The following is a 16,530-nucleotide window of genomic DNA, read 5'->3' on the forward strand; positions in this document are numbered from 1 at the left end:
CGTGACCCGTTTGACCCGTCCGCGCCGGTTGTCCGCCGGCCTGGCCGCCACCGCCCTGGTGCTGACCACACTCGGCGCAGCCACCGCCGCGAGCGCCGTACCGGCTCCGGTCGCGGCTGCCGAGCCCGGCCCGCTGATGAACTACGTGGTGAACACCAAGGCCTCCCCGGGCCACGTCCGCAAGGTCGAGAAGGCCGTCAAGGCCGCCGGTGGCACTGTCCTGGTCTCGTACCAGCAGATCGGCGTCGTCGTCGCGCAGTCGACCAACCCCGACTTCAAGACCGCGGTCCGCTCCGGCCGCGACGGCCGTGAGGTCCAGTCCGTCGGAGCCACCCGTACGGCGGCTGTCACCGACGGCACCGCGGCTGCGGCAGCACCGGCTCCGGCCGGGGCATCGTCCGAGCGCGAAGTCCTAGGGGCTCCGGTCCCGGACCCGCGGGAGAACGAGCAGTGGGACCTGAGCCAGATCAAGGCCGACCAGGCCCACAAGATCACCGACGGCTCCCGCAAGGTCCTGGTCGGGATCAACGACAGCGGTGTGGACGACACGCACCCTGACCTGGCGCCGAACTTCGACGCCAAGGACTCCGTGAACTGCACGACCAACGGCGTACCGGACCGGACCGTGGGCGCCTGGCGTCCGACGACCAGCCCGCACGGGACGCACGTGGCCGGCACGGTGGCGGCGGCGCGCAACGGCGTCGGCATCGTCGGCGTGGCGCCCGGCGTCCGGATCGCTTCGGTGAAGGTCGTGAACGACAGCGGCTTCATCTACCCGGAGTACGCGATCTGCGGCTTCATCTGGTCGGCCGAGCGGCACATGGACGTCACGAACCACAGCTACTTCATCGACCCGTACGAGTACTGGTGCAAGGACAACGGCGACCAGGGCGCGGTCCAGGAAGCAGTACGGCGTGCAGTCGCGTACTCGACCGGTCGAGGCGTCCTCGCGGTCGCGGCCGCCGGGAACTCGAACTACGACCTGGCCAACAAGACCACCGACACCGGCAGCCCGAACGACTCGACCCCGGTCAGCCGGACGCTCGACAAGAACTGCCTGAACATGCCGACCGAGCTGCCGCACGTGATCACCGTCGCGTCCACCGTTCAGGGTGGCGCCCGGAGCGGCTTCTCGAACTTCGGCCTGAACAAGATCGACGTCGCCGCTCCCGGCAGCGCGATCCTGTCCACCGCGCCCGGTGGCGGCTACCGGACGATGAGCGGTACGTCGATGGCGTCGCCGCACGTCACCGGCGTCGCAGCCCTGGTCAAGTCGGCGCACCCGTGGTGGGGACCGCTGGAGATCGAGGCCGCACTGCGCAAGCAGGCCGACGACACCGCCTGCCCGGCCGTGCCGGACGCTCGCTGCACCGGCACCACGAAGAACAACGCCTTCTTCGGTGAAGGCAACGTAGACGCACTGGACGCGGTCAAACGCGGCTGGTGACGCCCTGATCGGAGTGGGGGTCTCCCGCCCGGGACCCCCACTCACCTACTAGCGTCCGAAGATCCGCAGTACGTGGTCGGCGTGTTTTCGGACGTTAGCGAATTAGTTGAGGCTGATGAGGACGATGCCGGCGACGACCACCCCGGCTGCGATTGCGCGCTTCGGGCCGAAGCGCTCGCCGAAGAAGACGGCGCCGATGATCGCGCCGAAGATGATGCTCGTCTCCCGCAGCGCCGCGATCGCGGCCAGCGTGCCCCGGGTCTGCGCCCACAGCACCAGCCCGTAGGCCACCAGCGACACCACACCGCCGCCCAGCCCGGACAGCACAGCTCCGCGCGGCTGACGCAGTACGGCGGTTCCGCGCCAGGCGATCACCAGCAGCGGCATCGCGAACCCCTGCAGCATGAATACCCAGCCCAGGTAGGTCAGCACCGGCATCCTGTGCACGGCCAGCCCATCGACGACCGTGTACGCCGCGATCATCACCCCGGTTCCCATGGCCGCTGCCAATGCCGGTAGCTGCCGCCGCCCGGGCCGCCCGATGAACACCAGCGCCATCAGCCCAGCCGACACCAGCAGCACGCCCACCAGGACTCCCGGGGCCAGCGTCTGCTGGAGAACCACCACTGAGACCACAGCCACCACCCAGGGCGAGGTACCGCGGGCCAACGGATACATCTGGCTGAACTGCCCCAGCTGGTACGACGCCAGCAACCCGCTGAAGTAGGCCATGTGCAGCACCGTGGACCCGATGACGTACCACCAGGTCCCCGCCGGAGGCAGCCCCTGCACGAGCACCAGCACTAGCCCGATGACGCCGGTGGCCAGCGCCATCCACGCCACCCCGGCCGACCGATCGACTGCCCCGTGCGCCATCGCGTTCCACGTCGCGTGCAGGACCGCCGCGCTCAGCACCACCACTAGGACCAGCACAGCTCTACCCTCTCACTGTGCCGGATAGGTCCGGACCAATGGGGTCAGAATCCGCCGCCCCCACCGTCGCCGCCCCCACCGTGACCGCCGAAGTCGCCGCCATGGCCGCCATGGCCGCCGCCATGATGTCCGCCGCCATCTCCGTGCCCGCCGTGCCCACCGAAGCCACCGTGCCCACCGCCGTGTCCCCCACCACCCCAGACACCCGCGTCACTCGGTCCGTCGAACGAACCCAGTGCGACATAGCTGGCACCTGCACCGGCCGCGAAGTACCCCCGCCCGTACGGCGCGATCGCGGCACCCGCCTCCCAGTACGGAACCCGGCGGCTGCCGATGACGACGTACCGGACCTCTGGGTCTTCGCCGGCCTTCAACCGAGCCGCGTCCTGCGCGCACGCCGGCACCTTGCGGGTCCCGCGAATCGGCTGCGTCCACACCACGTCGACGGTGGACGGCCCATGCTGCGGGTTGAAGAAGCACGGCACCCGCCGCTCCGGTACCGGCAGACCCGCGGCCCGCGCCTGAACGCAGACGATCGCGTAGCGTCCGGTCGCCAGCGCATCGGTCACGGCACTGAGGCCATCGGCCGACTTGACCCCACCAACCGCGCGCTGCGCAGCCTCGTAGGCGTCAAGGCCGCGCTGATAGTCGAGCCGCGTCTCCACGTCCAACTCCCGGCCATCCACCACCGCACCCAGCCGAGCGAGCTCCTCACCGAGCAGCGTCACATCCTCGTCCGCCAGCTTCCGGACCTGCTCCAACTCGGCCGCGTCGCCCCGCCGGGCAGCGCGCCGGTCCCACACGTAGCGACCGGCGAGAGCCACCCCGCCCCCGCCGAGCAAAGCCAGCAACCACGTCATGAGCCTGAGAGTACGACGCACCGGAGTCAGACGGCCCGAAGTGGCCTATCCCTGCAACTCGTAGGCGGCCGTCAGCCTGTCCAGGACGTCGGCGGCCGTCGCGTGGCCCGATCGCCAGACTCCGGCCCGCCAGATCACCGATCCGAGCGCCCGCTGGAGAGACATCGTCGGCAGCGCCGCCTCCTCGAGGTCCGACAGCACCACGAAGGCGGCGTACCCCCGCCGGAACGCGGCGACCTGGTCGGGATCGCTCCGGTCGGTCGACTGGCCCAGGCTGACCACGAAGTCGGCGATCCGGAGGTCGAGCCCGGCGATCTCGAAGTCCAGCACCGCGCTGACCTGTCCGTCGGCGATCAGTAGATTGCTCGGGCCGAGGTCACTGTGGACGATCTGGACCGGGAGCCGTTGTCGCAGCTCCTGCGTCGCCGCGTCGATCTCGGGTACCCGTTCGACGAACCAGTCCGTCGCAGCACCGGGAAGCTCGCGTCGGAGCGCACGACCGAGCTCGTCGAAATCGGTGATCTCCGGCCGGATCGTCGCCAGCGGCCGCCGCCAGTCGTTCGGCGCGAGCTCGTGGGGCAACTCGGCCAGCGCGACGTCCAGCTCACCGAGGGCCCGCCCGATCGCCTCGAGCTCGGGCAGACCACGCGCTGGATGACTCCCGGGCAACCTCCGGCAGAGCGTCGCCAGGCCGAGCGGAGTCGCCACCGCGGTCGCGCCGTCGGTGGCGGGAAGAGCAGCCGGTACGTCGAACGACAGTCCGCGCTGCCGCAGTTCGGTCAGCAGCCGCTGTTCGGCGGCAACCTGGCGCGGATCGGCGTTGCGTTGCAGGCGGAAGACGTAGTCGTCCGTTCCGAACCGCAGGAAGCGGACCCAGTTGTTCGTGCCACGCTCGGGTGCCGAGATCGCACTGGGCAGGCCCAAACCCCAAGCCTGCAAGACATCTAGGGAAGGTTCACCGGAAGCCACGGCGTCGAGTCTCCCCCATGACCGATGCTTCCGGCGAACGAATTCTTCAGGTGCAGGTGACCTCGGGGGTGAGCCAGTCGGCGTGGTCGTAGTCGATCGAGCCGGCTCCGTCCACGCGGAGGTCGAGGGTGGTCACGTTGGTGAGATCGGCGGTGAGCGGTACGGCGCCGCCCGCGCCAGTGGCGTCGGCCTGGGCCAGGCGGGTGTTGTCACCCCAGACCTCGAAGTGGACCTGGCCGCGGTCGCCGATCTCGTCATCGATGCCGACGGCAACAGTTAGGGCCGAGCAGCGCTTGCCCAGGTGGAAGCTGACCGAGCCGTTGGCGTGGGCGCCGAGGCCGGAGGGGTAGACGGTTCCGGCCACGGTGAGCGGCTTGCCGTCACCGGCGGGCTGTTCGCCGTTGGAGCGGTTGCGCTCGACCGGGCCCCACCCGTTGGTCATGGCGGTCCAGGGCCGGTCGGCGAGCTTGGACTTGCCCGCGGGCGGCGGCGTACCGACGCAGGTCAGTTCGGGCGCCAGCCAGTCGGCGTGGTCGTAGTCCGGCGTGCCCTTCGGGTCCACCACCAGCTCCACGACCTGTACGCCGGTCAGGTTGGCGCTGAGTGCGACAGCCCCACCAGCACCGGTGGCAGTGGCCTGGGTGAGCCGGGTGCCGTCAGCCCAGATCTCGAACTGCACCTCACCCTTGTCGCCGACCTCGTCGTCGATACCGACCTTGGTGGTCAGAGTGGTGCACTGGCCGTCCAGGAAGTAGCCGACCCGACCAGGTGTGTGGACACCAAGGCCCTTCGGGTACACCGTCCCAGCCACAGTGAGTGGCTTGCCGTCACCGGCAGCCTGCTCGCCGACACTCATGTTGCGCTCGACAGGTCCCCAGCCGTTGTCAGCAAAGACCCACGACCCGTCGGAGACCGCCGTACGCCCGACTGGCGGTGGGTTGGCCACCACGAACCGGCCGATGCCGGAGCCGGACTGCGAGCTGCCATTCCACGTCCAGCTCGTACTGGTCGTCAGACTGACCGGTCCGAGCGCTGGGTTGTTCGCAGCGAGATGCCAGGTGACCGAACCGGTCTGACCAGCAGCGACTGTGCCCAGCTGGGTCGAGCCTTCCGCAGTGGCAGTCCACGCGGCCGGTGCGGTCAGAGACATCTGCCCACCGGTCACAGCGCTCGGACCGTCGTTGTGCAGCTGCGTCTTCACGTCAACCCGACCAGCAGTCGACACGTAGGCCTTCGCAGGCGCTGCCTCGAGCACAACCATCGGAGCCACGTCGGCAGCAGCCCCAGGAGTCACCCGGAACATCGCAGCGTCGTGCGAACCGACCTGCGCCCGCACAGTCCCCGCAGAAGCTCGTACGGCGTTGGTCCACAGCTCCTTCACCGTGTACGCCGAAGATGCGGGCAATCCGAGCGCGGCAGCCGTCGTACTGATCGTGGCAGCGTTGGGCGAGCGGTTGAGCAGGACCACCGCGGCCGACCCGTCGGACAGCTTCTTCGACCACACCTCGATGTCACCGTCGTCCCGGAGCTTGGCGCCCTGCCGTCCGGCCCAGTCCTGGTTGACCGCGACCACGTCGGGGTCGGTGAGCAGGTCACGCGTCGACGCGGGCATGGAGCGTAGATCGTTCCCGGCGACAAGAGGCGAGTTCATGATCGACCACAGGCTCATGTGGGCGCGGCTCTCGGCATACGTGAGACCGCTGTTGCCGACCTCGAGCATGTCGGGGTCGTTCCAGGCGTTCGGGCCCGAGTACTGCTCCAGTCCGACCTGCTGGTCGAGCAGGGACATCACACTCGACCAGTTGTTGGCGATATCGCCAGTGGTGCGCCACATGTGGCCGCCTGCGTTGGCCGCCCACAGCCATGGCTGGTTCTGACCCCACTCGCAGATGCTGTAGAGGATCGGACGACCGGTGGCCTGCAGTGCGTCGGCCATGGCCTTGTACCGCGGCTCGGCCGGGACGTTGTTCAGGTTGCCGCAGTTGTCGTACTTGAGCAGGTCCACGCCCCAGCTCGCCCACGACTGCGCGTCGACGGTCTCGTGACCCAGGCTGGCCGGCAGGCCCTGGCAGGTGTGCACGCCTGCCGACGAGTAGATGCCGAGCTTGAGGCCACGAGCGTGCACGTAGTCGGCGATGGCCTTCATACCGCTCGGGAACCGGTTCGGATCGGCTTGCAGGCGGCCGTTCCCGTCCCGCTGCGGAGCCATCCAGCAGTCGTCGATGTTCACGTACTTGTAGCCGGCGGCCGCCATACCGGACGACACCATCGCGTCGGCGGTGTCGCGGATCAGCCCCTCGTTGATGTCGCACCCGAACGTGTTCCAGCTGTTCCACCCCATCGGTGGAGTCGGCGCGATATCCGGCTTGGCCTGGGTCCGGGCCTGAGCCACGGTCGGTACGACGACCGCGCACAGAACCAGACCGAGCAGGGACGCGAGCAGACGTCGGCGCATGGCGAAACTCCATCCGTGGGTGGGGCGGCACTCACTGCGAGGGAAGCTACACGCGTCGTGACGGGGCGACAAGACATGAAGCCCCACGAACCAACAGATTCCGTCAGGACCGAATGGTCTAAGGGGTGAGGCCCCGTTGCCGGGGCCTCACCGTCGGATCAGCTCAGGTTCAGGCCGGTGTCGTCGATGACGAACGAGGTCTGCAGGGAGCTGTCTTCGGTACCGGTGAAGGTGATGGTGGACGTCGTGCCCGCGAGGGACGAGACGTCGAGGGACCGCAGGGTGTACCCGCTGGCCTTGTTGAGGTTGGAGTAGGTGGCCAGCGTGGTGGAGCCCGCCTTCACCGTCAGCTTGTCGTACTGGACCGTGGTGGTGGTCTCAGCCGAGTCGATGTGCAGGTAGAAGGACAGGGTTCCGTGGCAGCCGGCCGGGATGGTGACGGACTGGCTCAACGTGTCGGTGTGAGTCGTTCCGTAGCCGTCGAGCCATGCGTTCTTCGTCCCACCGTGAGTCGGCTGACCGGCGGCGGAGCCGATCACCCCGGCCGTAGCCGTCCACGGTGCCGCACTGGCGGCCTCGAAGCCCGGGTTACCGAGCACCTGGCCGGAGCAGCCACCGACACTGGAGACGGTGATGGTGAAGGAGGTGCTGCCGGATCCGCCGGCCGTCGCGGTCGCCGTCGCCGTGACGTTGAAGGTGCCTGCGGCGGTCGGCGTACCGGAGACGGTTCCGGTCGAGGAGCCGATCGAGATGCCACCCGGCAGGCCGGTGGCCGACCAGGTGTACGGCGCGGTGCCGCCGGTGGCCGACAGCGTGAACGACGCGATCGCCGTACCGACGACGCCGGTCTTGTTGCCCGGGTTGCCGACGGTGACGCCACCGCTGACGCTGCAGGTCGGGTCAGCAGTCTGTGCCGGAACGCTCACCGCGTCCCACGCCGCCTTGACGGTGTTGAACTCGGTGCAGCTGCCAGGGTAGAGGTTCTTGGCCGCGGTCAGCGTCCAGGTGCGGTACTTCAGGTACGAGCTGCTGCTCGTCTTCATCAGCATCGCGTTGTACATGATCTTGATGGCCTTCTGGATGCCCAGACCGGTCACCGTCGAGCTGTTGCAGGTCGGCACGTTCGGGCTGCCGCCGCTGCCCTGGGACAGCAGCGTGAACCAGTGGTTGCCAGGTCCGGCCGCCGCATGCACCTCCATGCTCGGGATCGAGCTGGAGTAGCAGTTCGGGTCGCCGAGCTGTGCCGGGTCGTACATGTTGCGGATCGGGCCGCTACCGACCAGGTTGACCTCTTCCCCGACCAGGAAGTCCGGCGGGTCGTACGCCGACGGCTGGTTGCTGTAGAACTCCGTCGCCGCACCGAACGTGTCGGCGACGAACTCCTGCGTTCCCGATCCCGAGATACCGCCCGGGGTGTGGTCGTCGATGCCGTGGCCCATCTCGTGCGCCACCACGTCGACCGAACCGATCCAGCCACCGGCGGTGTTCTTGCCGATCTGGACCTGCGAACCGTCGTAGTACGCGTTCTGGTCGTTCAGGCCGACGCGGATCGGCCAGGCGCCACCGGATCCGTCCATGCCGTTGCGGCCGAGCCAGTCGGTGAGCATCTTCTTCTCGGTCTGCGCGGCGTAGAGCGCGTCGACACAGCCGGTCTCCCGGTTGGTGCCGACCCCGTTGCCCCAGTTGTCGTCCGGACCGGAGAACGTGGTGTTGTTCGCCGCGTCCTGGCAGGACAGGTTGGTGGTGCCGGGGTCCTTCATCGAGTAGGTGCTGCCGGTCAGCGTGGTCGCCAGGGTGAGCGGGCTGGGCCCGCTGAAGGCGGCCGTACCGTTGCCGGCCATCACGTGCTCCTTGGTACCGAGCACCTTCCCGCTGACCGCATCGACGTACACGGACAGACTCGACGGCTCGTCACCGTTGCTGCCGCTGACGCGAGACTGCCAGGCCAGCTTGGGCGTGCTGCCGAGTGCGTACACGGCGAGCGTCGGCGTGGTGCTGGAGGTGACCGTCTTGAGCTGCTTGGTCGCGGTCGCCTTGGCGGTCGCGGCGCTGATGCCGGACTTCGTCGCGAGTTCGGGAATCGTTGCGGTCTGCGAGACCGAGGTGGCCTTCACGGCGCCTTGCGCGTCGGTGACGACGACGAAGTCGCCGCCGATGACGGGCAGGCCCTTGAACGTGCGCTCGTACGGGACGTACTGCAACCCGGACGGATCCGAGATGACTGGCTTGGCGACGAAGACGTCGCTCTTGCCGGCATGGAGTCCGGCGGGACGGTCCGCCACCAACGACGATGCGGACTGGGCCGCGAACGTCTTCGACTGGGCCTGTGACGGCCGCGGCGGTGGCGCCGCACTCGGCACGGCACTGGAGGCCGTGGTCCCCAGCGCAGTAGCGGTAGCTACTGAGAGGCCGAGGATCGCGAGAACGGTGGCGGGCTTACGGGAACGCTGAAACAAGACCATCGGTGTGGTCCCTTCGCGAAGTGGTGCTGGGCGGATCGCGCAACGCCGGGCCTGCGGACGGTCGCACCAACTCCGCCCGGAACGCTCCGGCTCCCCACCCGACGCACCGCTCCTCCCCTTTCCATCCGTCGCCGATGGAGCGTGCGGACGGACACTATGCCTGCGCATATTCCCCGGCAAGGCGCGGAAATGCCGCTGACACCAACACGCCAAGTGGCGACGTTGTCACCGTCCGGATGCCGTTTTCCCGGGCAGGTTGGACAGGACATACCGAGGACGGTCAGGCCCCGATGGTCTGCAGGATCTTGGTGGCGATGGTCTTCTGCACCGGGATGAGGGTCAGGTCACCGGACTCGGTCTCGTCCTTGTCGAAGCTGACGACGATCTCGAGGTCGTCCTTGCGGACGTGCAGCTCGGTGTTCGACTTGATGAAGTAGGCCTGATCGCCGATCCCGTCGACGATCTCGGAATCACCGCCGGGCCCCGAGAACTCAGCCGCCTTCGTCCGCTGGGTTCCGATCAGGAAGTGGCCGCCGTCGACACCCCAGATGCACTCCCGCTGGCTGTCACCGGCCTTGTACGGCTGGGGGCCGCCGCGCGTGCCATCGTCGTCCGGGGCGATCTTCAACCCGGTCAGGGTGGTCACGTCGGCCTCGGTCCAGCCCTTGCACGGCTCCGGGAGCTCGCCCTCCGAGGCGCCCGGGGCATCGGACGGCTGGGCGGTCGGGCCGGACGGCGCGGGTACGGCGCCGGGGTCGTCCTGCGGACCGCACGCGGCCGCGGTCAGGGCCAGTACACCGGACAGCAGCACGGTCGCGCAGGTGGTGGCGGGGCGGGTACGCATCACAGATCTCCCTCGAAGAACAGCAAGTCGAGAGCGAAGCTAGCAACCAGCACCCACCGAATCACCGTTGCTCAAGGCAACCGTCCCGATCGGGCACCACACCCTTCCCCGCACGCCCGAAATCCCGGTTCACGGATGATCACTGCCGCTCCGTGGCGGCAGGACTCCGTGAGCCTGCGGCCGCGGCTGTTGATCGCGCCTTTGCGGGGATCTGCTGCCTCTGAGCGGCAGTAGGTCCCCGCAGAGGCGTGATGTGCGGGCGTGTCTGTCGGTTCACGGAGTTTCTACTGTCAGGGAGCGGCAGTAGGCATCCGTGAATCTCGCAACCGGCACCTTCCAGACGACCTCAACTCGCTGGCCGCATCCGAACCGGGCCGAAGCTCGCCTTTGTGGAGTGCTACTGCCACCCAGCGGCAGCAGGACTCCACAAAGAGGCGATGGCGGACACCGGAACGGGGGTTGGTGCGCGTGCCGGTCGCCTGAGCTTCCGGGCTTCGGTTGCGGTCCCGGAAAACGAGGGGATCTCCCTGCAAGTTGCTGGTTCTCCCCTCAATATTTGAGCAGAGAAGGGTCAACTCGAACGGATATCCAGCCAATTTCCGCAGGCCAGGCAGGCGAGGCAGGCGACCCGAACCGCCGTGCTCAACCGCGGCGGCGAGTCACCTGACAGGCCTCCTGATCGTCGGGAGCAACCACCGCGACGGGCCAGCTACCAGGCCTCCTGATCGTCGGGAGCAACCACAGCCCGTCAGCCACAGGCGACGGGGAACCTCGGTCACCGACCGCACCATCCGGGCCCGCCGAAGACCGCCCCAGCCACCCGTCTCAGTCAAACCGGCCGCAGCGGCGAACAGCCACCGTGTACGCCACCGGCCGAATCCGAGCGGCGGGACGGGACGAGCACATTCGGGACGGAGGGGTTCCTGTCCAGACAAAGCCCTCAACCCTCGCTACCGAACACCCGTCGCGATCCCGCTCCCCCAAACCGGTTCGGAGAAGAGCAGCCGCCAAATCGCAACAGGCCCCCGGAGGCAGTAGATCCCCGCAACCGGCAATAACCACCGCGTACGCCGTCGGCCGGATCCGAGCGGCCGGATGGGACGAGCACCTTCGGAGCGGAGGGGCTACTGACCAGCCGACATGCCACGCAAGCGGGTAGTTCGGTAGCCGGTGTTGCGGGCCGAGGACCGAGCTGAAGGCGAATCGGCGCGACCACACGGGGTGGTCGCGCCGATGAACAGTCGCCGCCGGAGGCGGTGTCCTTTCAGAACATCAGGGCGCGGGCGGGGTCCTCGAGGATGCCGGCCACGTCGGCGAGGAAGGTGGAACCCTTCTCGCCGTCGATCAGGCGGTGGTCGAACGAGAGGGCCAAGGTGGTGATCCACCGCGGGACGATCTCGTCGTTCACCACCCAGGGCTGCTTACGGACCGCGCCGAAGGCGAGGATCGCGGACTCGCCGGGGTTGATGATCGGCGTACCCGCGTCGATGCCGAAGACGCCGACGTTGGTGATCGTGAACGAACCGCCGGCCTGGTCGGCCGGTGAGGTCCTGCCCTCGCGGGCCGTCGCGACCAGAGCGCCCAGCGCGGCGCACAGCTCCGGCAGGGTGAGCGTGTCGGCGTTCTTGATGTTCGGGACGATCAGCCCACGCGGGGTGGCCGCGGCGATGCCGAGGTTGACCGCGCCCTTGTAGACGATCTCCTGCGCCTGCTCGTCCAGTACGGCGTTGATGATCGGCGTCCGGCGGGCCGCCAGCGTGACCGCCTTCGCGACGATCAGCAACGGCGACACCCGCAGGTCGCGGAACGCCTTGTCGGCCTTGAGCCGATCGACCAGCTCCATGGTGGCGCTGACGTCGACCGTGATCCACTCGGTCACATGCGGCGCGGTGAACGCACTGGCCACCATCGCCTGTGACATCACCTTCTGCACACCCTTGACCGGCACGCGAGTGTCCCCGCGCCCGGAAACCACCGGCGCAGCCTCGTACGTCGGAGCCGCAGCCGCCGGAGCGGCCACATGCCCCTCGACGTCTGCGCGGGTGACGATTCCACCCGGCCCGGACGCCGACACAGTGGCGAGGTCGATCCCCAGATCCTTGGCCAGCTTGCGCACCGGCGGCTTGGCCAGCACATGCGTCGCCACCCCGTTGCCCACTGCAACTGGTGCTGCCACCGGAGCCGGCGCGGCGGGCTGGGGCGCGGCCACTGGCACTACCACCGGAGCGGCGGGAGCGGGCGCCGGGGCGCCACCGCCCTTGCGGGGGCGGCGCTTGGCTTCGGTAGCGCGCGGGCCGTAGCCGACCAGGTTCGCCGTCCGGCCGGTGTCGGCAGGCTCGTCCGGTACGGCGGCCGGCTCGGGGGCATCGGTCAGTACGGCGATGATCGGCGTACCGACGTCGACCGTCTCGCCCTCGGGGACCAGCAACTCGTGCACGGTGCCGGCGAACGGGACCGGAAGCTCGACCAGGGACTTGGCGGTCTCGATCTCGACGACGGTGTCGTTGAGCTTGACCGTGTCGCCGACCTTGACCTTCCAGCTGACGATCTCGGCCTCGACCAGACCTTCACCGACATCGGGGAGGTTGAAGCGCTGAATCGCCATCAGTACCCCATCACTCGGTCGACGGCGTCCAGCACGCGGTCCAGGTCCGGCAGGTACTCCTCCTCCATCCGCGACGGCGGGTAGGGGGTGTCATAGCCGGTGACGCGCAGGACCGGCGCCTCCAGGTGGTAGAAGCACTCCTCGGAGACGCGCGCGGCGATCTCCGAGCCCGGGCCGAACGAGAGCGTGGCCTCGTGCACCACGACCGCGCGCCGGGTCTTCTTCACCGAGGCGAAGACCGTCGCCAGGTCGAACGGCGAGATGCTCCGCAGGTCGACGACCTCGAGGTTGCGCCCGTCCTCGGCCGCGACCTCGGCGGCCTGCAGGCAGGTCTTCACCATCGGGCCGTAACAGAACAGCGTCGCGTCGGCGCCCTCGCGGACCACCTTGGCCTGGTGCAGCTTGAGCGCCGGCGGGACGGTCTCGTCCAGCTCGGCCTTCTCGTGGTAGCGCCGCTTCGGCTCGAAGAAGATCACCGGGTCGTCGGAGGCGATCGCCTGCTGGATCATCCAGTACGCGTCGACCGGGTCACCACAGGTGACGACCTTGAGTCCGTTGACGTGCGCGAACAGCGTCTCCGGCGATTCGGAGTGGTGCTCGACCGCGCCGATACCGCCGCCGTACGGGATCCGGATCACGACGGGCATCCTGATCTTGCCGGCCGACCGGTAGTGCATCTTCGCGACCTGGTTGATGATCTGGTCGTACGCCGGGAAGACGAACCCGTCGAACTGGATCTCGCAGACCGGCCGGTAGCCGCGCATCGCGAGGCCGACCGCGGTCCCGATGATCCCGGACTCGGCCAGCGGGGTGTCGATGACGCGGTCCTCACCGAAGTCCTTCTGCAGGCCCTCGGTGATCCGGAAGACGCCACCGAGCTTGCCGATGTCCTCGCCCATCATGATGACCTTGGGGTCGGCCTCCATCGCGGCCCGCAGACCGGCGTTGATGGCCTTGCCGAGAGTGGTCTTCGCCATCGCTCAGCCCTCCCCTTCGAACGACGCCGCGTAGGCGGCGTACTGGTCACGCTGCTGGGCCAGCTGCGGCGTCTCCTCGACGTACACGTGCTGGAAGAAGTCGGTCATCTGCGGATCCGGCAGCGCCAGGCAGCCGGCCCGGAGCTCGGCCGCGACCTTGTCGGCCTCGGCCTCGACCTCTTCGAAGAACTCGTGCTCGACGCCCGCGTGCCGGGTCAGGTAGGCGTGCACGCGCTCGATCGGGTCCTTGAGCTTCCAGTGCTCGAGGTCCTCGGACAGCCGGTACTTCGTCGGGTCGTCGGAGGTGGTGTGCGCACCCATCCGGTACGTGTACGCCTCGATCAGCGTCGGGCCGCTGCCCTCGCGGGCCCGCTTGAGGGCCTGCTGGGTGACGGCGTACGTCGCGAGGACGTCGTTGCCGTCGACGCGGACGCCGGGGAAGCCGAAGCCGGCCGCGCGCTGGTACAGCGGGATCCGGGACTGCCGTTCGATCGGCTCCGAGATCGCCCACTGGTTGTTCTGGCAGAAGAAGACCACGGGTGCGTTGAACACGGAGGCGTAGATGAAGGCCTCGTTCACGTCGCCCTGGCTGCTGGCGCCGTCGCCGAAGTACGCGATCGTCGCCTCGCCGGTGTCGGCGTCGCCGACGGCGTGGTCACGCTGCTGACCCATCGCATACCCGGTCGCGTGCAGCGTCTGGGCGCCGATCACGATCGTGTACAGCGCGAAGTTGTTGTCCGCCGGGTCCCACGCGCCCTGGTCGACGCCGCGGAACAGGCCGAGCAGGTTGAGCGGGTTGACGTCCTTGCAGTACGCGACGCCGTGCTCACGGTAGGTCGGAAAGACCATGTCCTTCTTGTTCAGCGCGCGACCGGAGCCGATCTGCGCTGCCTCCTGGCCGAGCAGCGACGCCCACAGGCCGAGCTCGCCCTGACGCTGCAGGGCGGTCGCCTCGGTGTCGATCCGGCGGACCAGGGTCATGTCCCGGTAGAACCCCTTGATCGCCTCGTCGTCGAGCTCGAACGCGTAGTCCGGGTTCTCGACGCGCTCGCCTTCGGGCGTCAGGAGCTGGACGAACTCGACCTCTTCGGGAGGCTGGGAAGGACTGACCGGCACCTCGACGGGTGCGAACACTTCCGGGGGAGTCCCCGGGACAGACTCACTCAACATGCACTCCTCGGGTTCGAGCGCGGGATCGCCGCGACCGCAACGTTGCACGGGCCCGGCCTTTCCGCCGGGTGAGGCTTCGCAGGCAGGACCGCATGGATCCAGGGGTTGATGCACACCACTTGCGGCACACCGTACCGAGCAGTTGCCTGATCCGCTAACAGTCTGGACGCTCGCGGGTACGGCGGTACCGAAATCGGTCTCGACACGAGACACCAGTCCACCCACTGGTACGGTTTTTCGCCTCCGCGCGCCGCGTCCGAGCGTCGATCCGGCGACTGTGACATGCGCCACCCACCCCTTTACCCCTGGCAGGAAAACCCTTGCTGCTGGCAGGAAAGCTTCTTGAACTCCCCGCCGGGCACCCTCTAACGTAAGTATCGTCTTTGCTTGACGCCCCTGACGTTCCCGGAGGTACATCCGATGGCCGCTCCCGCTCCGGCAGCCCCGTCCGCGACCGGCGGCCGGACAGCGTCCAGCGCGATGATCTGGTCGGCGCTCGCGATCGTGTACGTCGTCTGGGGCTCGACCTACCTGGGCATCCGGGTCGTGGTCGAGGCCGAGATGCCGCCGATGCTCAGCATGGCGGGCCGCTTCCTGGTGGCCGGCACGCTGCTCGCGCTGATCCTCGGCCTGAAGTCCGGCTGGCGGCGGCTCCGGATCACCCGCCGCGAGGCGTTCGGCGCCGCGGTCGTCGGTCTCCTCTTACTTGCCTTTGGCAACGGCGCGGTCGCGATCGCCGAGCAGACAGTGCCTTCCGGGCTCGCCGCGCTGCTGGTCGCCGCGACACCGCTGTGGTTGATGGCGCTGCGCGTCGGCAGTGGCGAGCGGCCGCGCGCGCTGACCTGGGTCGGCGTCCTGATCGGGTTCGCGGGCGTCGCCGTACTGGCGTTGTCCGGGGGTGACACGACGGCGAAGCCGCTGTCGATCGCGCTGATCGTCGTCGGCACGATCTCGTGGGCGACCGGCTCCCGGTTCTCGCCACGGCTCGGGTTGCCGAAGGACCCGCTGGTGACCGCTCTCTACGAGATGCTCTTCGGCGGTACGGCGATGATCCTGCTCGGAGTGATCCGCGGCGAACCGGGCCGCCTGCACCTCGACCGGATCCACGGCAGCGGCTGGATCGCGCTCGCCTACCTGGTGGTCTTCGGGTCGCTGCTGGCCTACTCGGCGTACTCGTTCCTGCTGGCCAACGCGCCGATCTCGCTGATCGGGACCTACGCCTACGTGAACCCGGCGGTCGCCGTACTGCTCGGGTGGCTGATCCTGAACGAGCCGCTGACGTGGCGACTGCTGGCCGGGGGCGCGGTGATCATCAGCGGGGTCGCGCTGGTCGTCACGGCCGAACGCCGCCCGCGGGCGTCCTAGTCGGGAAAAGGAAGGACCCGGGCCCTATGGACCCGGGTCTCCCACCGCTGCCGATGCGCGCGGCAGCGGGCCAAAGTGCCGGGTCGTCGCGCCCTGCCCCGAAAAAACACGGCGCGAAACTCCGGCAATGGTTCCGACGATTCCGATTCATCGTGGTATTGCCTATTCGACGGCCACCGAGCCCATCGACGACAATCTTCCGAATCACCGAATTTTTCCGTCACCCGCGCTGACTCAACGACGAAGGCAGGGGCCGGTTACGGCTGACCCCGACACAACTTCCACTCGGTCCCGCAACCTGACGATCTCTCACAAGTTGCCTGGTCAGAGGCGAGTTACCTGCCCCGTCAAGGAACTCATCACCGGTCGGCTATGGGGTTCGCGGTCATTTCAGGCGGGATGTCAATAGCTGACAAAAAAGTTTGTAACCGGCCGTGCCAGGT

At 68.4% G+C, this 16,530-nt stretch carries 11 protein-coding genes; 2 read left to right on the plus strand and 9 right to left on the minus strand.

What is annotated here, in order from left to right; translation table 11 throughout:
• Window position 1 precedes the first annotated feature (1 nt).
• Window positions 2-1,447 (plus strand): S8 family peptidase, encoded by a 1,446-nt coding sequence (locus tag OG474_RS14950; protein WP_405062884.1) that lies wholly within the window; start codon window positions 2-4, stop codon window positions 1,445-1,447.
• A 102-nt stretch (window positions 1,448-1,549) separates the two neighbouring features.
• Here the strand turns inward: OG474_RS14950 and OG474_RS14955 are convergent, their stop codons facing one another.
• The 9 genes from OG474_RS14955 to pdhA form a co-directional block, all read right to left on the minus strand.
• Complete coding sequence (locus tag OG474_RS14955; RefSeq protein WP_405062885.1) at window positions 1,550-2,380, minus strand: EamA family transporter; 831 nt, start codon at window positions 2,378-2,380, stop codon at window positions 1,550-1,552.
• Window positions 2,381-2,424: 44 nt separating this feature from the next.
• Complete coding sequence (locus OG474_RS14960; RefSeq protein WP_405062886.1) at window positions 2,425-3,240, minus strand: hypothetical protein; 816 nt, start codon at window positions 3,238-3,240, stop codon at window positions 2,425-2,427.
• A 45-nt stretch (window positions 3,241-3,285) separates the two neighbouring features.
• Entirely contained in the window at window positions 3,286-4,164 is an 879-nt protein-coding gene (locus OG474_RS14965) for a phosphotransferase enzyme family protein (RefSeq protein ID WP_405062887.1), read from the minus strand.
• A gap of 91 nt (window positions 4,165-4,255) precedes the next feature.
• Window positions 4,256-6,664, minus strand: coding sequence for an NPCBM/NEW2 domain-containing protein (locus tag OG474_RS14970; protein ID WP_405062888.1), 2,409 nt, complete (start codon window positions 6,662-6,664; stop codon window positions 4,256-4,258).
• Between the two features lie 158 nt (window positions 6,665-6,822).
• Window positions 6,823-9,126: a M4 family metallopeptidase gene (locus OG474_RS14975; protein ID WP_405062889.1), complete on the minus strand. Its 2,304-nt coding sequence runs from the start codon at window positions 9,124-9,126 to the stop codon at window positions 6,823-6,825.
• 280 nt (window positions 9,127-9,406) lie between these two features.
• Window positions 9,407-9,970 carry a hypothetical protein gene (locus OG474_RS14980; RefSeq protein ID WP_405062890.1) on the minus strand — a complete coding sequence of 188 codons (564 nt, stop codon included), beginning with the start codon at window positions 9,968-9,970 and terminating at the stop codon, window positions 9,407-9,409.
• 1,264 nt (window positions 9,971-11,234) lie between these two features.
• On the minus strand, window positions 11,235-12,575 hold the full coding sequence (locus tag OG474_RS14985; protein WP_405062891.1) for a dihydrolipoamide acetyltransferase family protein: 1,341 nt from the start codon (window positions 12,573-12,575) through the stop codon (window positions 11,235-11,237).
• A complete protein-coding gene (locus tag OG474_RS14990) occupies window positions 12,575-13,552 on the minus strand; it encodes an alpha-ketoacid dehydrogenase subunit beta (protein WP_405062892.1) in 978 nt (325 codons plus the stop codon). The genes OG474_RS14985 and OG474_RS14990 overlap by 1 nt, the downstream gene beginning before the upstream one ends.
• Window positions 13,553-13,555: 3 nt before the next feature.
• Window positions 13,556-14,719, minus strand: a complete 1,164-nt coding sequence (pdhA, locus tag OG474_RS14995; protein WP_405062893.1) for a pyruvate dehydrogenase (acetyl-transferring) E1 component subunit alpha — start codon at window positions 14,717-14,719, stop codon at window positions 13,556-13,558.
• 390 nt (window positions 14,720-15,109) lie between these two features.
• Here pdhA and OG474_RS15000 point away from each other — a divergent pair, with 390 nt between their 5' ends.
• Window positions 15,110-16,087, plus strand: coding sequence for an EamA family transporter (locus OG474_RS15000; RefSeq protein WP_405062894.1), 978 nt, complete (start codon window positions 15,110-15,112; stop codon window positions 16,085-16,087).
• Window positions 16,088-16,530: the final 443 nt, after the last annotated feature.

It is taken from the genome of Kribbella sp. NBC_01505 (assembly GCF_045040285.1).
Lineage (GTDB): Bacteria > Actinomycetota > Actinomycetes > Propionibacteriales > Kribbellaceae > Kribbella.